The sequence below is a fragment of the Methylocystis silviterrae genome, assembly GCF_013350005.1.
Lineage (GTDB): Bacteria > Pseudomonadota > Alphaproteobacteria > Rhizobiales > Beijerinckiaceae > Methylocystis > Methylocystis silviterrae.
Window position 1 is genome coordinate 81,804 of the sequence record NZ_JABVWW010000012.1, and the last position, 15,976, is coordinate 97,779.

19 protein-coding genes are annotated in these 15,976 nt (G+C 61.4%); 15 read left to right on the top strand and 4 right to left on the bottom strand.

Going from position 1 to position 15,976, the window contains the following annotated elements:
- Nucleotides 1-308 precede the first annotated feature (308 nt).
- Nucleotides 309-1,226 (top strand): IS1595 family transposase, encoded by a 918-nt coding sequence (locus HUN39_RS13170; protein ID WP_175094959.1) that lies wholly within the window; start codon nucleotides 309-311, stop codon nucleotides 1,224-1,226.
- Between the two features lie 72 nt (nucleotides 1,227-1,298).
- Here HUN39_RS13170 and HUN39_RS13175 read toward each other — a convergent pair whose 3' ends face one another.
- Together HUN39_RS13175 and HUN39_RS13180 are read right to left on the bottom strand one after the other, a co-directional pair.
- Nucleotides 1,299-1,724, bottom strand: a complete 426-nt coding sequence (locus tag HUN39_RS13175) for a hypothetical protein (protein WP_175094960.1) — start codon at nucleotides 1,722-1,724, stop codon at nucleotides 1,299-1,301.
- Nucleotides 1,717-1,983, bottom strand: coding sequence for a hypothetical protein (locus tag HUN39_RS13180; protein WP_175094961.1), 267 nt, complete (start codon nucleotides 1,981-1,983; stop codon nucleotides 1,717-1,719). The genes HUN39_RS13175 and HUN39_RS13180 overlap by 8 nt, the downstream gene beginning before the upstream one ends.
- Nucleotides 1,984-2,353: 370 nt before the next feature.
- On the opposite strand from HUN39_RS13180, the gene HUN39_RS13185 reads away from it, so the two are divergent.
- Nucleotides 2,354-2,713: a hypothetical protein gene (locus HUN39_RS13185; protein ID WP_175094962.1), complete on the top strand. Its 360-nt coding sequence runs from the start codon at nucleotides 2,354-2,356 to the stop codon at nucleotides 2,711-2,713.
- Here HUN39_RS13185 and HUN39_RS13190 read toward each other — a convergent pair.
- Nucleotides 2,682-2,882 carry a hypothetical protein gene (locus HUN39_RS13190; RefSeq protein WP_175094963.1) on the bottom strand — a complete coding sequence of 67 codons (201 nt, stop codon included), beginning with the start codon at nucleotides 2,880-2,882 and terminating at the stop codon, nucleotides 2,682-2,684. The two genes, HUN39_RS13185 and HUN39_RS13190, sit on opposite strands and share 32 nt — an antisense overlap.
- 190 nt (nucleotides 2,883-3,072) lie before the next feature.
- Between HUN39_RS13190 and HUN39_RS13195 the strand changes: the two genes are divergently transcribed.
- The 13 genes from HUN39_RS13195 to HUN39_RS13255 all read left to right on the top strand — a co-directional run bounded on the left by HUN39_RS13195 (nucleotide 3,073) and on the right by HUN39_RS13255 (nucleotide 15,570).
- On the top strand, nucleotides 3,073-3,468 hold the full coding sequence (locus HUN39_RS13195) for a DUF4383 domain-containing protein (protein WP_175094964.1): 396 nt from the start codon (nucleotides 3,073-3,075) through the stop codon (nucleotides 3,466-3,468).
- A 56-nt stretch (nucleotides 3,469-3,524) separates the two neighbouring features.
- Nucleotides 3,525-3,836 (top strand): BON domain-containing protein, encoded by a 312-nt coding sequence (locus HUN39_RS13200; protein WP_175094965.1) that lies wholly within the window; start codon nucleotides 3,525-3,527, stop codon nucleotides 3,834-3,836.
- Between the two features lie 136 nt (nucleotides 3,837-3,972).
- The gene (locus HUN39_RS13205; protein WP_175094966.1) at nucleotides 3,973-4,452 is read left to right on the top strand and encodes a DNA polymerase III subunit chi; all 480 of its coding nucleotides are present in this window, start codon (nucleotides 3,973-3,975) and stop codon (nucleotides 4,450-4,452) included.
- A gap of 41 nt (nucleotides 4,453-4,493) precedes the next feature.
- Nucleotides 4,494-5,267 (top strand): class I SAM-dependent methyltransferase, encoded by a 774-nt coding sequence (locus tag HUN39_RS13210; RefSeq protein WP_175094967.1) that lies wholly within the window; start codon nucleotides 4,494-4,496, stop codon nucleotides 5,265-5,267.
- Complete coding sequence (locus HUN39_RS13215) at nucleotides 5,264-6,316, top strand: ABC transporter ATP-binding protein (protein ID WP_175094968.1); 1,053 nt, start codon at nucleotides 5,264-5,266, stop codon at nucleotides 6,314-6,316. Before HUN39_RS13210 ends, HUN39_RS13215 begins: the two co-directional genes overlap by 4 nt.
- Nucleotides 6,317-6,452: 136 nt before the next feature.
- A complete protein-coding gene (locus tag HUN39_RS13220; protein WP_175094969.1) occupies nucleotides 6,453-7,367 on the top strand; it encodes an ABC transporter permease in 915 nt (304 codons plus the stop codon).
- Complete coding sequence (locus HUN39_RS13225; RefSeq protein WP_175094970.1) at nucleotides 7,364-8,197, top strand: ABC transporter permease; 834 nt, start codon at nucleotides 7,364-7,366, stop codon at nucleotides 8,195-8,197. The genes HUN39_RS13220 and HUN39_RS13225 overlap by 4 nt, the downstream gene beginning before the upstream one ends.
- Nucleotides 8,194-8,742, top strand: coding sequence for a CDP-alcohol phosphatidyltransferase family protein (locus HUN39_RS13230; RefSeq protein WP_175094971.1), 549 nt, complete (start codon nucleotides 8,194-8,196; stop codon nucleotides 8,740-8,742). Before HUN39_RS13225 ends, HUN39_RS13230 begins: the two co-directional genes overlap by 4 nt.
- A 1-nt stretch (nucleotide 8,743) precedes the next feature.
- On the top strand, nucleotides 8,744-9,961 hold the full coding sequence (locus HUN39_RS13235) for an AI-2E family transporter (protein ID WP_175094972.1): 1,218 nt from the start codon (nucleotides 8,744-8,746) through the stop codon (nucleotides 9,959-9,961).
- Nucleotides 9,958-10,653 (top strand): P-loop NTPase family protein, encoded by a 696-nt coding sequence (locus HUN39_RS13240; protein ID WP_175094973.1) that lies wholly within the window; start codon nucleotides 9,958-9,960, stop codon nucleotides 10,651-10,653. The genes HUN39_RS13235 and HUN39_RS13240 overlap by 4 nt, the downstream gene beginning before the upstream one ends.
- Before the next feature lie 66 nt (nucleotides 10,654-10,719).
- Entirely contained in the window at nucleotides 10,720-12,954 is a 2,235-nt protein-coding gene (locus HUN39_RS13245; RefSeq protein ID WP_175094974.1) for an RNA degradosome polyphosphate kinase, read from the top strand.
- Nucleotides 12,947-14,473 carry an exopolyphosphatase gene (ppx, locus tag HUN39_RS13250; protein ID WP_175094975.1) on the top strand — a complete coding sequence of 509 codons (1,527 nt, stop codon included), beginning with the start codon at nucleotides 12,947-12,949 and terminating at the stop codon, nucleotides 14,471-14,473. The genes HUN39_RS13245 and ppx overlap by 8 nt, the downstream gene beginning before the upstream one ends.
- Before the next feature lie 50 nt (nucleotides 14,474-14,523).
- Nucleotides 14,524-15,570: a linear amide C-N hydrolase gene (locus tag HUN39_RS13255; RefSeq protein ID WP_175094976.1), complete on the top strand. Its 1,047-nt coding sequence runs from the start codon at nucleotides 14,524-14,526 to the stop codon at nucleotides 15,568-15,570.
- A 64-nt stretch (nucleotides 15,571-15,634) separates the two neighbouring features.
- On the opposite strand, the gene HUN39_RS13260 is transcribed toward HUN39_RS13255, so the two are convergent.
- Nucleotides 15,635-15,976 (bottom strand): hypothetical protein (locus HUN39_RS13260; protein ID WP_232366084.1); only part of this gene is annotated, 342 nt, incomplete at its 5' end.

Below are 15,976 nucleotides of genomic sequence, written 5' to 3' on the forward strand. Positions count from 1 at the left end.
CCGCCACGCAAAATATCGTCGCAGGTTTAGCCCGCTAAAAAGAACGATAACGATGCCCGGTAGAATAAGGACGTGGTGTGGACCTTCAATTAGCATCCGTTTCAGCTCACATTGCGCTATTCAGTCCAGCAAACTCCGAATAATCCTGCGTCGTCTCGTCGTTCACACGCAGGTAATCTAGCTGGCACCCTGCAATTACATTTTTTACTTTTGAAGCTTAGCTGTTTCGTGTGCGTCGTCAACCGGCGATTATGCACTTGACTTAGCAAGCAGCATAAGCGATAACTTGGTTATTGGAGTTAGCACCGATGACCAATCTTTCCGCCCCTCGCTTCCATGACGAAGACGCCGCCCGCGAGCATATCGAAGCCTCGCGCTGGCCTGATGGCGTGACCTGCCCGCATTGCGGATCGGTCAAAGTCCGCCGCATGGAAGGCAAGACGCAGGCCGGCATGTTCCTGTGCAACGATTGCCGCGACAAGTTCACCTGCCGCACTGGCACGATCATGGAGCGCTCTCACGTCCCGTTGCATAAGTGGCTACTCGCCATCCATCTGATGGCATCAAGCAAGAAAGGCATTTCGGCGCATCAACTGATGCGCAACCTCGGACTCGGCTCCTACCGGACCGCGTGGTTTCTGGCGCATCGCATTCGCGAGGCCATGACCGATGATAGCCACAAGGCCACTGGCGGGCTTGGCGGCGCGAACAAGGTTGTCGAAGCCGACGAAAGCTATGTCGGGGGAAAGGCCAAGAACCGCGCCTTCAAAGAGCCTGCGCCAAAGAAAGCCGTTGTGACGCTCATCGAACGCGATGGCCGCGCCAAGTCTTTCCACGTCGCCAACGTGACCGCAAAGACCGTGCGCCCGATCATCGTGACCAACGCTAATCGCGCTAGCTCGCTGATGACCGACGAAAGCCTAATCTACCCCAAGATCGGCGAGGAATTTGCCAACCATCATACGGTCAATCACAGCGCCAATGAGTATGCACGTCTCGGCGGCTATGCCCATTGCAACACGGCGGAAAGCTTCTTTTCGACCCTTAAGCGCGGGATTACAGGGACCTATCATTCGGTCAGCGAGGCGCACCTGCATCGCTATCTCGCGGAATTTGACTTCCGCTATAATAATCGCACGGGCCTTGGTGTGGAAGACACGGAACGCGCTGCAAAAGCGCTGAAAGGCGCGGAAGGCAAACGGTTAATGTATAACCAGCCTCGTTGAGCCGAAAACGATTAAGCAGAAAGCGACGCGGTTTAAGCGTTGGAGAAAACGCAATAGAAGCAATAAAATAAGCTAAGCGTCTTCTTTCCCGCACAACTCCTTAAGAAGCTCGGCGGCCGTCTGCTCACTACTGCCGCCGTACACCTTCACCATGAACCAAACAAAAAAACCAGCGGCTATTAGGACCTGAACCAATTCGAACGCATGGACTGAAAATTCTGACCGCTGAGCAGCGTTATAGACAGCCTCAATCGCACTTGGCAAAGCTGCGATGAACCCAGTCAGTGCTGCATATGTGAACTCATCCCATTTTTTACGGGGCAGCGTCGCTAACATGGAAAGCTTTTCCTCGGTGAGCTGATGCAACCGTATTGGAGCTGGCTCGACATGCTCGATAGTCGGAGCACGTCCAAGTTGGGCGCTTGGCAAATTGGTCGATTGCGAAACTGTAAGTTGGCCGTGACCGCCGCCACCACTCTTAGACGGCACGCTACGCATCGCCAGCCTTACCATTCATCGCAGATGATGATCTGGCCTTTTTGTCCTTCTCAATCGTGTCCAAAATCGATTTTGCAAGAGCTTCTGCATCCTCAGGGATCATTGAGACAGCCAATCGATATTTAGCGGTTTCAGGTGATCCAAACGCCTCCCCGAATGAGACTCTCACAATAGCCGGAGAAGCTGCGACAGTGAAAAAATTAGAAAAAGTGGACGGCGGGTCTTCCCAGTTGCGGGTTGTTCTCTTCTCTTCCATCATCCCCAATCCATGTTTTGTCGGCTGGAGAATGATAGATCGCACGAGCCAAAATTTAATCCAACTTATTCCTCTTGGAGCCCAACTTAGGACGGCCTCGCTTCTTAGGACTCGCGCTTGCGTCCTTCTTTGGCTTAGGCTGCGGCGGAGTGGAGAGAAGACGCTTTAGCGTCTCTTCTTCAATTCTTAGACAGTTATCGTCTTCCACCTTACTCATTGGGTTACGCCCGTGGCTGATAATATTAGCGATCTCATAGAATCCTTTGAGAAATCACAGGGGCCGGTAACCCACTTCGCTTGGGTTGGCCGAATCGCTAGCGCATGGGCGCTATTTGAATTGGTTCTGGACGATAGATGCATCCGATTATCGCGCATGGACGCTCTCTATGGATTTTGCCTAACATCCCAAGTTATCGGCTCCGCCAGAAAGATAGATGCCTTTATTGCGATTTCAAAATTGCGCGGAGCATCCATGATGAATGGAGAATTCGAAAAGTTCGCCAAATCAACCGCCGCTCTATCAGAGAAGCGGAATAGGGTAATTCATGACCCTTGGTGCGAAGACGATGACGGCAGCGTGACTAAAACAGAGGTATCTGCTAGGAGATTATTTAAATTTGAAATTTTAGAATCTGACATAGAACAATTACGTCGTCTTTTTTCTGACATACTAAGCCACATCCAATGGCTTGATAAAATATTCACCGAAGTTGATGCGATGCCAGAACCATAGATTTATATGCCGCCGCTAGCATCTCTTCTGCAACAGCGTCATCAGCGTCACGCAACCCTCTCCAACGAGAGGCATACTCTTCCATACCCGCCTTGATCATCTCTGGCGTGACTTCAATTTCACTTGGTTTTAGCGCCGGCCTGTCGACCGAATCAGTATCATCGCTCATTTGCTAACTCAAGTGCATAATTGCCCGTCAACCCGGCCAAATGCCTAAAGTATTTCTAACGTTTTAGCTTCGCCATTCTCGCTATAGCTTCACAATTATTATTGTCATTGCCTATTTTTAATTGGAAAAGCTTACCCGCCGCCCAATCTGATGCTCAGTTCAGTTGGTCCTGGACTGAAAGGAACGCATCATGATCGAATCTCGATGGAACGCCGATTTCATCGCGACCATACTCGGCGTCGTGTTCGTGGCGGTCGGCCTGCTGGGGTTCGTCCCCAATCCGATCGTCTATGACGGCGGCTACTTCCACGTGAATGCAGCCCATAACTTCGTGCACCTCATCACCGGAGCGCTCTTGCTGCTCAGCCCCTATTTCGGCGTCCCGGTCCTCATGATTCGCACAGTGGCCATACTCTATGCAGCGATCGCCATCCTGGGCTTCATTGCGCCGAACGTCGCCGAGTTCGGCGGGCTGGTCGCGATGAACCACGCCGACCACTGGCTGCATGCGGTTCTCGCTGTCGTCCTGCTCGCGATCGGCTTTACGAAGCCCATGGAACGATCGGTCACCACAGCCCATATGTAGAGCTGCAAAGCGCGCGCCTCAGCCTTCGGGCCGAGGCGCTTTTGGCCGAGGCTGCGATGACCGGTATGGACACAGCAGGGCTTCGCGACGCCGTCCGCGAGGCTCTCGACAAAAGCCCTCTGGCGGACGCCAAGTCGATCTCGGTCGAGATCGTGGAGGGAGAAGTCGTGTTGAAGGGCTCCGTCGCCTCGGCGGCTGAATGGATGGAGGCGGAATACGCCGCTTCAACGGCCTCTTCGCCCCTCAAAGTCAAAAACGCCCTGACCATCAGCGTGATTTGGGAGGCGCCGAAGGACGACGTCTACCAGGCCGGCCTCGAATCTTTTCCGGCAAGTGATCCGCCCTCCTGGACGCCGGGCGAGACTTAAGGTTTTCGCTCAGGCTCGCTGCGCAGGCCAAGCGATGGTCAGTCAAGTCCAGCGACTGCCCTGGACCAGGCTGTCGCCCGTCGAACTTGCGTGAGGCGGAGAGTTCCGACATAGCCGGGAGCGAAAGCCGCCCGACATGCCCGAGATCGCCTTCTATCATCTCACCCGCGCCACGGTAGAGCAGACGCTGCCAATGCTCCTCGAGCGTTCACGCGCGCGCGGCTGGCGCGCCATCGTGCAGGCGATGAGCGAAACGCGCCTCCAGCGGCTCGACGCCGATCTCTGGTCGTACCGTCCGGAAAGCTTTCTCCCGCACGGGACGAAAGCGGACGGCGCGCCGGAGGCGCAGCCGATCTATCTCACCTGCGAGAACGACAATCCCAATAATGCCGATGTGCGGTTCTTCATCGAGGGCGCGCGCATCGTCCCGGCGCTCGCCGGCGCTGGCGCGCCGCGCGAACGCGCCGCGCTGCTTTTCGACGGGCGCGACGACGCCGAACTTGCCGACGCGCGCGCGCAATGGAAAGAACTGCGCGATCTGGGCTATAGCCTCGTCTATCACCAGCAGAGCGAGAGCGGCGGATGGGAAGAGAAGGCGCGCGAACCGAAAGCGTAGATCACGCCGCATCTGGGCGGGATCGCCCAGATGCAGATGACGTGATCGATTCCAAAGGCAAAGAGCGCGCTCCAGGCGAAAAACCGGATTCCACTTTTTCGCAGCGCGCTCTAAGCGAAGATTTCGCCGAGCGCCGCGCCCGGGCGCGCGAAAGACTCGACGCCGTTGATCCGCATAAGCGTCCCGGCGGGATCGAGGCGGATCCCAAGCGCCAGGAATGGTTCGAGGCGGTCTACGCTCTCGCCGAGGACGATCCGGCCGCAGTGCCCTGGGCGCATCTTGAGCCGCGCCCGCTGCTTGAAGATTGGCTGGCCGCGCGCTCGCTCGTCGGCCTTCGCGCGCTCGACGTCGGCTGCGGACTGGGCGACAACGCCGAAGCGCTAGCGCGCGCCGGCGCGCGCGTTACCGCCTTCGATCTCGTCGAACGCGCCGTGCAATGGGCGCGCGAGCGCTTTCCGGAGACCAAGGTCGACTATCGTGTCGCCGATCTCTTCGCTGCGCCATCTGAATGGCGCGGCGCCTTCGATCTCGTGCACGAGCTGTATACGCTGCAGGCGCTGCCGGAAGCGCTTCTGCCTGACGCCGCGCGGGCGCTCGCCGCCTTCGTCGCGCCGGGCGGAACGCTGCTCGTCATCTCGCGGGCGCGCGACGATGGCGAAGACCTTGGCGGCCCGCCATGGCCGCTCGCGCAGAGGGACATCGAGGCGTTCGCCGTCGACGGTCTTCGGCTTGTTTCACTGGAAGATATTCCGGCAAGCGGCGGGCTCGCGCGCCACTGGCGCGCCGAGTTTCGTCGCGACGAGGCTGGCGGGTGAGCGCGCCGCTGCTGTCGATTAAAAGCGTCAGCAAAAAATTCGGCGCCGTCATTGCGCTCGAGAACGTATCGCTCGACCTCGGGGCCGGCGAATTCTTCGCGCTGCTGGGACCGTCGGGCTGCGGCAAAACCACGCTGATGCGCTGCATCGCGGGTTTCGAATCGCCGGACGCCGGAACGATCGCGCTGAGCGGCGTCGATCTTTCTGGCGTGCCGCCCTATCGGCGACCCGTGAACATGATGTTTCAGTCCTATGCGCTGTTTCCGCATCTCAATGTCTTTGAGAACATCGCCTTCGGTCTGCGACGGCAGGGTGGGAAGAAAGACGCCATCGACGCGCGCGTCAACGAATTGCTTGCGATGACGCAGCTTTCGGCTTTTGGCCATCGCAGAATCGACGAGCTGTCCGGCGGACAGAAGCAGCGCGTCGCGCTGGCGCGGGCGCTCGCGCCGCGTCCGAAAATGCTGTTGCTCGACGAGCCGCTGGCCGCGCTCGATCGCAAGCTGCGCGAAGAGACGCAGTTTCAGCTCAAGGAAATCCAGCGGCTGACGCAGACGAGCTTCGTCATCGTCACGCATGATCAGGACGAGGCGCTGGCGCTCGCCGACCGCATTGCGGTGATGCGGGCGGGCAGGGTGGAGCAGGTCGCCGGGCCGATGGAGATTTACGACCGCCCGGCGACACGCTTCGTCGCCGGCTTCGTCGGCGAAACCAATTTCATCGAGGGGCGCTTGGAGCGCAATGGCGCTGCGGCGCTGATCGCCGCGTTCGGACGAATCCCCTGCGAGCCTGGAAATTTTCCCGATGGCGCGCAGGCGACGCTCAGCGTGCGCCCCGAGCGCATTGGCGTTGCGCGCGAGGGCGAAGGAATCGCAGGCGTCGTTGAGAACTTCGTCTTTCGCGGCGAAACGACGCTGCTGCGGGTGCGCGTCGCCAGCAACATCGTCCTACGGGCGGCGGCGGGCCATGGCGAGCGCCACGCAATCGGCGACCCAGTGAGGCTCAGCTTCCCGCCTGGCGCGGGAACGCTTCTCAAGGAGGAGCTGTGAGGATGAGGCTCAAAGGACGAACCCGGCGCCCTAAGGCTGTCCTCACCTTGTGGAGGCCCTCGTCCTTCGAGACGCGCCTTTCAGGCGCTCCTCAGGATGAGGGCGCCCCATGCGCCGCGCGCAGCGAGGGCGCCAGATGAGCGCGCGCCGCAGACTCTCGCTGGGCGAGCGGCTCGTGATCGCGGCGCCTTATCTGTGGATCGGCGCCTTTTTCCTTGCGCCGATGTTGCTCATCGCCAAGATTTCCGTTTCGCAGTCGGTGCTGGCGCGCCCGCCCTATCGGCCGATTTTCGAGCCTTCCGACGGTTTGGCCGCCATCTGGGCCAAGGCGCAGACCTTTTCGTTCGACGCCTATCGCGCGCTGATGAGCGATACGCTTTATCTCGAATCCTATCTGTCCTCGCTCACCATCGCCGCGGTCTCGACGCTGATCACGCTGATCATCGCCTATCCTTTCGCGCTCGCGATGGCGCGCGCGCCCGAGCGCCTGCGTCCCATGCTCATCGGCCTTGCTGCGGCCCCGTTCTGGACGAGCTTTCTCATCCGGGTCTACGCCTGGATCGCGCTTTTGAAGGACGAGGGGCTGATCAACAATGCGCTGTTGGCGCTGGGGCTCATTAGCGCGCCGCTGCAGATGTTCGCGACAACGGGCGCTGTCGTTATCGGCATCGTCTACTCCTATCTGCCCTTCATGCTGTTGCCGCTCTACGCGGCGCTGGAGCGCCAGGACCCCAGCCTTCGCGAGGCGGCGGCGGATCTGGGGGCGTCGCCGGCGCATGTTTTCTTGCGCGTGACGCTGCCGCTCTCGCGTGAAGGCGTGGTTGCGGGCGCGCTTCTCGTCTTCATTCCGGCGGTCGGCGAATTCGTCATTCCGGATCTCCTCGGCGGCTCCGAGACGCTGATGATCGGGCGAACCTTATGGAACGACTTCTTCTCCAACCACGACTGGCCGGCGGCCTCGGCCGCGGCGATCGCGCTCGTCGCTGTGTTGATGATTCCGCTGCTGCTGTGGGAACGGGCGCGGCTTGCCGATGAGGACGACGCCCGATGAGCGCGGTCGTCTCCTGGGCGCGTCGCGCGACCCTTTTTATGGGCTTTCTCTTCCTTTACGCCCCGATCGCCATTCTCGCGGTCATGAGCTTCAACGCGTCGCGTCTCGTTTCCGTGTGGGGCGGATTTTCGACGAAATGGTATGCGGCGCTCCTGGAGAATGAGCAGCTTCTACATTCGGCGAAGATCAGCCTCGCCGCCGCGCTGATCTCGGCCACCATCGCGACTCTGCTAGGCCTTCTGGCCGCCATATCGCTCGCGCGTTTTGGACGCTTTCGCACGCGCATGCTGTTTTTCGGCGCCGTTCATGCCCCGCTGGTTCTGCCGGAGGTCGTGCTCGGCCTCGCGCTGCTGACGTGTTTCGTCGCGTTCGGGGTCGGACGAGGCTTCATCACGCTGGTCATCGGTCATGTTACGTTGACAATGTGTTTCACGACGGTCGCGATTCTCGCGGCGCTGCGCGACAGCGATCCGGCGCTCGAAGAAGCGGCGATGGATCTGGGGGCGACGCCGTTCGGAGCCTTTGTCCGCGTGGCGTTGCCGCAGATCGCGCCGGCGATCGTCACCGCTTATCTTCTGGCGTTCACGCTTTCTCTCGACGACCTTGTCATCGCCAGTTTCGCGACGGGCCCTGGCGCGACGACGCTGCCGATGCGCATCTACTCACAAGTGCGGTTGGGCGTTTCGCCGCAGATCAACGCCATTTCGACGCTGCTTCTGGCGCTCGTCGCCGTAGCGCTCGGACTGGCGGCGCTTGTTTCCTCCAGGCGCGCGCGGCGCGATGGCCAAGTGATGACAAGCAGGGCGCGCGCGCCAGATAATGCATCATGACTCACAATTGGTTCGCTTCTCTTCCGAATTTCATCACCATCGGCCGTCTCGTGCTGACGCCGGCGGCGATCATCTTGATCGTCGAGCGGCAATGGACCGCCGCCTTCCTGCTGTTCGCCGTCGCCGGCCTGTCAGACGCCCTCGACGGTTGGCTGGCCCGGACCTATCATCTCCAATCGGAACTCGGCGCGATTCTCGATCCCATCGCAGACAAGGCGCTGATCGTTTCAATGTACGTGACGCTCGCGATCGTCGACGCGCTGCCGGCGTGGCTCGCAATCATGGTGGTGTTTCGCGACGTCATGATCACCGGCGCCGTGTCGCTGTCGTGGCTCATGGGGCGGCCGATGAAGGTGCATCCACATTTTTCTTCCAAGGCGACCACCGCCGCGCAACTGGTGTTCGCGGGCGTCGTTCTGGCCGTTCAGGCATACGGCCTTCATATTCCGCTGTTAAACGTAACGCTCATCGCCCTCGTCGCCGCATTGACCGTTGCTTCCGCCTGCGTCTATCTGTGGCTTTGGGTCCAGCATATGAGGCTGTGACATGTCACAGAGAAAACCGACGCTCGGCTTCGATACTGCGCAGCCGGCGGTCATTCCGCCGCCTCTCGACGCTGGCGACGACGCCGAGATGCAGCAGCTGCAATGGGCGGGACTGAGCCTCGAATGGCAGCTCGGGCTCTGGGGCTTGACGCTTCTGGCGCTAGGCCTGTCGCTCTATTTCTTGAGCCCGGTGCTTGCGCCCTTTGTCGCCGGAACCGCGCTCGGCTATCTGCTCGACCCCGTGGCTGACCGGCTGCAGCGGCTGGGCCTGTCGAGATTGGGCGCTGCGGGTCTCCTCCTCGTCGTCTTTCTTTTGGTCGTCGGGACCGCGGCCGTCATTCTGGTTCCGATTCTTTCGCATCAGCTCGCGGGCTTCATCACCTCGCTGCCGGGCTATTTGCAGACGCTGCATGGCCTCCTGACGCAATGGAGCGAGCGCTTTACCAGCGATTCCATCAATGGCTGGTTGCAGGAATTCGGGCTGGGCGGCGCCGCGGCGTCATTCGATGCGCAAAAATATATAAACGATCTCACGAGCCAGGGCGCGACGTTGCTCGGCGATTTCGTGAAATCGCTGCTGTGGCGGGGATATGCGCTCATCAACGTGATCTCGCTCATCGTGATCACGCCGGTCGTCGCCTTCTATATGCTGGTCGATTGGGATCACATGGTCGCCATCATCGACGATCTGATTCCGCCGCGCCATCGCGAGGACGTGCGCTCGCTCGCCCGCGACATCGATCGCGCGCTGGCCGGCTTCGTGCGCGGACAGTCGCTTGTCTGCCTGTTCCTTGGCGTCTGGTATGCGGGCGGGCTTTCGGCGATCGGGCTGAATTTCGGGTTCCTCATCGGCGTCATCGCGGGTTTTCTGAGCTTCATCCCCTACGTCGGCTCCGTCACCGCCTTCGTTCTATCGATCATCGTCGCGATCGTTCAGGGCTGGCCGCACGTCCATTTGCCGATCGAGGCGGTGGCGATCGTGACGACCGGACTGATCATGGACGGCTATGTGCTGTCGCCGCGGCTCGTCGGCGCCTCCGTCGGGCTGCATCCGGTCTGGATCATGTTCGCCTTGCTGGCCTTCGGCGCGCTTTTCGGATTTACGGGCCTTATCGTCGCCGTGCCTGTCGCGGCGGCGCTCGGCGCCTTCATGCGCTTTCTTGCAAAACGCTACCGTGGGAGCGCGCTCTATCAGCACCCGATCCCCGACCGCGCATGACAAAGGCCGGCGCGCCGGGGAAACGTGAGCCAGGACGTCAGTTGCCGCTCGACCTGCCGACGACGCCGCGCTTCGGACGTGAAGAGTTTCTGCCCGCCGCATCGAACCGGGCGGCGCTCGAGATGATCGAACGCTGGCCGGATTGGCCAGATCGGGTTCTCGCGCTGATCGGGCCCGCCGGCGCGGGCAAGTCCCACCTCTGCGCCATTTGGGCGGCGCGGGCGGACGCGCTTGTCGTTGCGCCCGACGCCCTGCCGACGCTGGAAGGGCTGGTCGCGCAGGCGCCGCGCGCCATCGTCATCGACGACGTAGAGCGCGTCGCGGACGAAACCACGTTGTTCCATCTCCTGAATTTCGTGAACGAAAGCGGCGCCTTCCTGCTGATGAGCGCGGCCCGCCCGCCGCGGGCGGAAGATACGCGGCTTCCCGACCTGTTGTCGCGTTTGCGCCGCGCCCCGATCGTCGAAATCGGCGCGCCGGACGAGACGTTGATGCGCGCGGTTCTGGTGAAGCTCTTCGCGGATCGGCAGCTCCTCGTCGAACCGCCGGCGCTGGCCTTCGCCGCGCTGAGGCTGGAGCGCTCTCTCGCCGCCGCCCGCGCCTTTGTCGCCGCTCTCGACCGCGAGGCTTTGGCGCAGGGGCGGCCTGTCACACGGGCGCTCGCGGCTAAGGTTATTGAGAAGTTTACTTAAGGATTTGGCCGAAGGATTTCGCCGCCGCACAGGCCTGTGGCATGATGGCCGGGACGGGAAGTGGAAATGAAGCTGCATATTCAGGATAAACTCGCAGCCCAGCGCACGGGCGCCGATATCGCCGTGATGGATTGCGCCGACGAGATTCTCGTGGAGGATCCCGCCAAGCTTGCGGCCTCTCCACAGCGCTTCATCAATCGAGAGCTGTCCTGGCTGGAATTCAATCGCCGCGTTCTGGAGGAGGCCTCCAACCGCAATCACCCATTGCTTGAGCAACTGCGTTTCCTATCCATCTCGGCCAATAATCTCGACGAATTCTTCATGGTGCGCGTCGCCGGCCTTCGCGGGCAGGTGCGCTCCGGCGTGACGGCGCGCTCCGAGGACGGCCTGACACCCGCCGAGCAGCTGACGAAGATCACCGAGCGCGTCACGCTGTTGACGAGCGAGCAATTGCGGCGCTGGCGCGAGCTTCGCGCCGAGATTGAAGACGTCGGCATTATTATCGTCGAGCCCGCCGACGTCTCCAAGGCCGACCGTGAGTGGCTTGAGGAATATTTCCTCAGCCGCGTGTTTCCGGTGCTGACGCCGCTCGCGGTCGATCCGGCGCATCCGTTTCCTTTCATCCCCAATCTCGGCTTCACATTGGCGCTCGAACTGGTGCGCCCCGGCGATCGCAAGACGCTGCAGGCGCTGGTCCGCCTGCCGCCGAAGATCGAGCGCTTCGTGCGCTTGCCGGCGACGACGGGCGTCGCCGGCCGTGAGCGCTTCATGCTGCTCGAAACGCTGATCGCGATGAACGCGCAGCGGCTGTTTCCTGGCTATTTGCTGCGGGCGCAGGGGCTGTTCCGGGTCATTCGCGACAGCGATCTCGAAGTCGAGGAAGAAGCCGAAGATCTCGTGCTGCTTTTTGAGACCGCGTTGAAGCGGCGTCGGCGCGGTTCGGTGATCCGGCTCGAAGTGGCGGCGGACATGCCGGCGACCTTGCGCGCGCTCGTGGCCGAGGAGCTCGATGTCAACGAACCGGAGACCTTCGAGATCGACGGCATGTTGGCCCTCAACGATCTTTCCGAACTCGTCGCGCTCGACCGGCCGGAACTGAAATTCAAGCCCTACAACCCGCGCTTTCCGGAACGGGTGCGCGACAATGGCGGCGACTGTTTCCTCGCGATCAAGCAGAAGGATCTCGCGGTCCATCATCCGTACGAATCTTTCGACGTCGTCGTGCAGTTCCTGCAACAGGCGGCGCGCGATCCCAATGTCATCGCCATCAAGCAGACGCTCTATCGCACCTCCAACAACAGTCCGATCGTGCGCGCGCTTGTGGAGGCTGCGGAGGCGGGCAAATCCGTCACCGCGCTCGTCGAACTGAAGGCGCGCTTCGACGAGGAAGCGAATATTCGCTGGGCGCGCGATCTCGAACGCGCCGGCGCGCAAGTCGTCTTCGGTTTCATCGAGCTCAAGACGCACGCCAAATTATCGCTCGTCGTGCGCCGGGAAGGCGGCGGCCTCGTCACCTACTGCCATGTCGGCACCGGCAATTATCACCCTGTGACGGCGCGCATCTATACGGACATTTCGGTGTTCACCGCCGACCCTGTGATCGGACGGGACATCTCGCGCATCTTCAATTACATCACCGGCTATGCCGAGCCGGCCGGGCTTGAGCGCATGTCGGTGTCGCCGATTTCGCTCAAGAAGAAACTTCTCGAGCATATCGACCAGGAAATCGCCTTCGTGAAGGCCGGCAAGCCTGGCGTGATCTGGGGCAAATGCAACGCGCTTGTTGATCCTGAAATCATCGACGCTCTTTATGCGGCGTCGCAAGCGGGCGTCTCGATCGAACTCATCGTGCGCGGCATCTGCTGTCTGCGGCCCGGCGTTCCCGGACTGTCCGACAACATTCGCGTGAAGTCGATCGTCGGCCGCTTTCTCGAACACGCGCGTGTTTACGCCTTCGGCGGCGGCCATGTGCTGCCGCATCCGCGCGCGCACGTCTACATTTCTTCCGCCGACCTGATGCAGCGCAATCTCGATCGAAGGGTCGAGGTGATGATGCCGATCGTCAATCCGACGGTGCATCAGCAGGTGCTCGATCAGATCATGCTCGCCAATCTGATCGACAATGAGCAGAGCTATCGTGTCTTGCCGGACGGCTCGTCGCTGCGCATCGTTCCGCCCGAAGGCGAGGAGCGGTTTAACGCGCACAAATATTTCATGACCAATCCCTCGCTATCGGGTCGCGGCAAGTCGCTCAAGGACTGGCGGCCGCGCTCGCTCTTAAAGCGCGGCCAAAATGCTTGAGGCGGCGGCGCGTGGCGCGACGCAGCGCTCCGATTCCGCGCCCAAGCCTGTCGCGATCGTCGACATCGGCTCGAATTCGGTGCGGCTTGTCGCCTATCAGGCGCTCGCGCGCGCGCTGACCCCGATCTTCAACGAAAAGGCGATGTGCGGTCTCGGCAAGGGCGTCGTCACCACAGGCCGACTTCCTGATGAGGGCGTCGACAAGGCGATGAAGGCGCTGCGCCGCTATCGGACGCTTTGCGAGACGATGGGCGTCGACGACATCGAGGTGATCGCCACAGCGGCGGTGCGCGGAGCCAAGAATGGCGACGTTTTTCTGGACGCGGCGCGCGACGCCATTCAGCGCGACATTTCGCTGCTTTCGGGCCGCCGCGAGGCGGAGCTTTCCGCGCTTGGCGTCATTTCGGCGATCCATGAGCCGGACGGCGTCGTGGGCGATCTCGGCGGCGGCTCGCTCGAACTCATCGATGTCCACAAGGAAACGCTCGGCAAGGGGATCACCCTGCCGCTCGGCGGACTCGCGTTGATGGACGCCTCGCGGCGCTCGATGCGCGAGGCGACGCGCATCGCCCGCAAGGCGATCGCCGACGCGAAGCCGCTCGATCTTCTCAAGGGCCGCACCTTTTACGCGGTCGGCGGCACCTGGCGATCGCTCGCCAAACTCCATATGCGTCAGCGCAACTATGCGCTCGGCGTCATGCATCATTACCGCATCCAGACGAGCGAAGCCGCCGACTTCGCTGAACTTGTCGAACATATCGACAGCGAGGCGCTCGAGGACATTGATTTCGTTTCGGCGGCGCGCCGGCCTCTGCTTGCCTATGGCGCGATCGTGCTTGACGAGATCATCCGCCGCGCCAAGCCTCGCGAAATCGTCATTTCAGCCGCGGGCGTGCGCGAAGGAATGTTGTATGAGCGCCTGTCGTCGGCCGAGCGTCGCGTCGACCCCTTGCTCGCGGCGACGCGCGAATTGGAAGTGACTTTCGCGCGCGCGCCGGGCTATGGCGACGATCTCATTGATTGGACGGACGCCTATATGGAAAAGAGCGGCATTGATGAAACCGACGAGGAGCGCCGGCTGCGCCACGCCGCCTGTCTGCTCTCCGACATCGCTTGGCGCGCCCATCCGGAATATCGTGCGCAGCGCGCCATGAACATCGTCACGCAGGGGCCGTTCGTCGCCATTGATCATCCGGGCCGCGCCTTCCTGTCGCTTGCAATCGTCTTCCGCCACGAAGGGCTCGACGGGGCGGAAGGCCTTGCGGATCTGCGCACCCTGTTGACGACACGTCTGTTCGCGCGCGCGCGCATTCTCGGGGCGCTCATGCGGGTCGCCTATTTGTTGTCAGCGTCGATGCCCGGCGTGCTGCCGCGCACGCGCTTGCGGGTCTGCGATCGCGCGGCGACGCTCACTTTGCCTGCCGCTTACGCCGATCTTGCGAGCGAGCGCGTGCTCAATCGTCTGAAGGCGCTCGGCAAGCTCATGGGCGCCGACGCGCAGATCGAGGTGGCGCCCTGAACACAAAAGCGGTTCACTCTCCAAACGGACTTAATTGAAAGGAATTCGATATGGACAGGCAATTCGCAAAAGGGCTTCTGGCGGCCGCCGTTGCGATCGCATCGATGTGCGGGAGCGCCGAAGCCTGCACGCGCGTGCTCTATGGGACCAGCGATAAGGACTATCTTGTGGGCCGGACGATGGACTGGGACGTCGATCCGCGAACAAACTTGTGGTCCTTCCCGCGCGGCATGGCGCGCGACGGCGGCGTCGGGCCGGGGTCGATCAAATGGACCTCGAAACACGGTTCGCTCATCGCCGACTTTTACAACGCGGCCACGGCTGAAGGCATGAATGACGCAGGGCTCGCGGTTAATCTTCTCTATCTCGCCGAGGCGGATTACGGAGACCCGAAAGCCTCCAAGAAGCCGCTGCTGTCCGTCGGCGGCTGGGCGCAATATGTTCTCGACAATTACGCGAACGTCGCTGATGCGGTGAAGGCGCTGCAAAAGGAGCCCTTCGCGATCGTCGCGCCCGATCTTCCCGGCGGCGTCAAAGCGGCGAGCCATATGGCGCTGGCCGATCAATCTGGCGACAGCGCGATACTCGAATATCTCGGCGGCAAGCTCGTCATTCATCACAACCCTAAATACACGGTGATGACCAATTCCCCGCCTTTCGATCAGCAGCTCGCCCTTAACACCTATTGGGTCGAGATCGGCGGGTCGAATTTCCTTCCCGGCACGCATCGCGCGTCCGATCGCTTCGCCCGCGCCAGCTGGAACTTGAACGCGACGCCGAAAGTCGACGACAAGCGCGTGGCGATCGCCAGCGTCTTTTCGATCATTCGAAACGTCTCGGTGCCGCTTGGGATATCCACGCCGCAGGAGCCGAACATCGCCTCGACGCGGTGGCGTTCGGTCACCGACATCAAGGATCGGCTCTATTATTTCGAGCCGACGCTGAACCCTTCGATTTTCTGGGTCGAGCTGACGAAATTGAAGCTCGAACCGGGCGCCAAGCCCGCGAAGCTCGACCTTGCGGGCAGCCCGCTTCTGGCAGGCGAAGTTTCGGACAAATTCGTTCCCGCCGAGCCGTTCAAATTCCTATCGCACTGACGCGCGGGCATTTCTGGGCCTTTTGAGTAACGCGGCGCGTCATGGGACGCGCCGCTTTCTGATGCTACTCCGCTGGAGCGTGCGCGACTCGATTGATCTTGTCCACGCGCATGGTCTCTGCGCCAGCGGCGCAATTGAAGCGCAGGGATGTGCCGACGGCAGAGTCGAAAAACGCCGCTTTTCCGTCCGTGACGGTGACGACGAGACGCGTTGCCTGGGTCGCCGGCGTCGGATCCTCCTCCAGCGCGGAATCGATGACCATCATGGTGAGACGGCAGCCGTTCGCGCCGCCGACGAAATAGCTCACGACATGTTTTGAGCCAGCGTCAAAGCTGGACACCTCCAATAACCGGGCTTTTCGTGGACTGGCTGTTGGGCGTGAGGCGGCTCGAGGCCATCCTTCCGG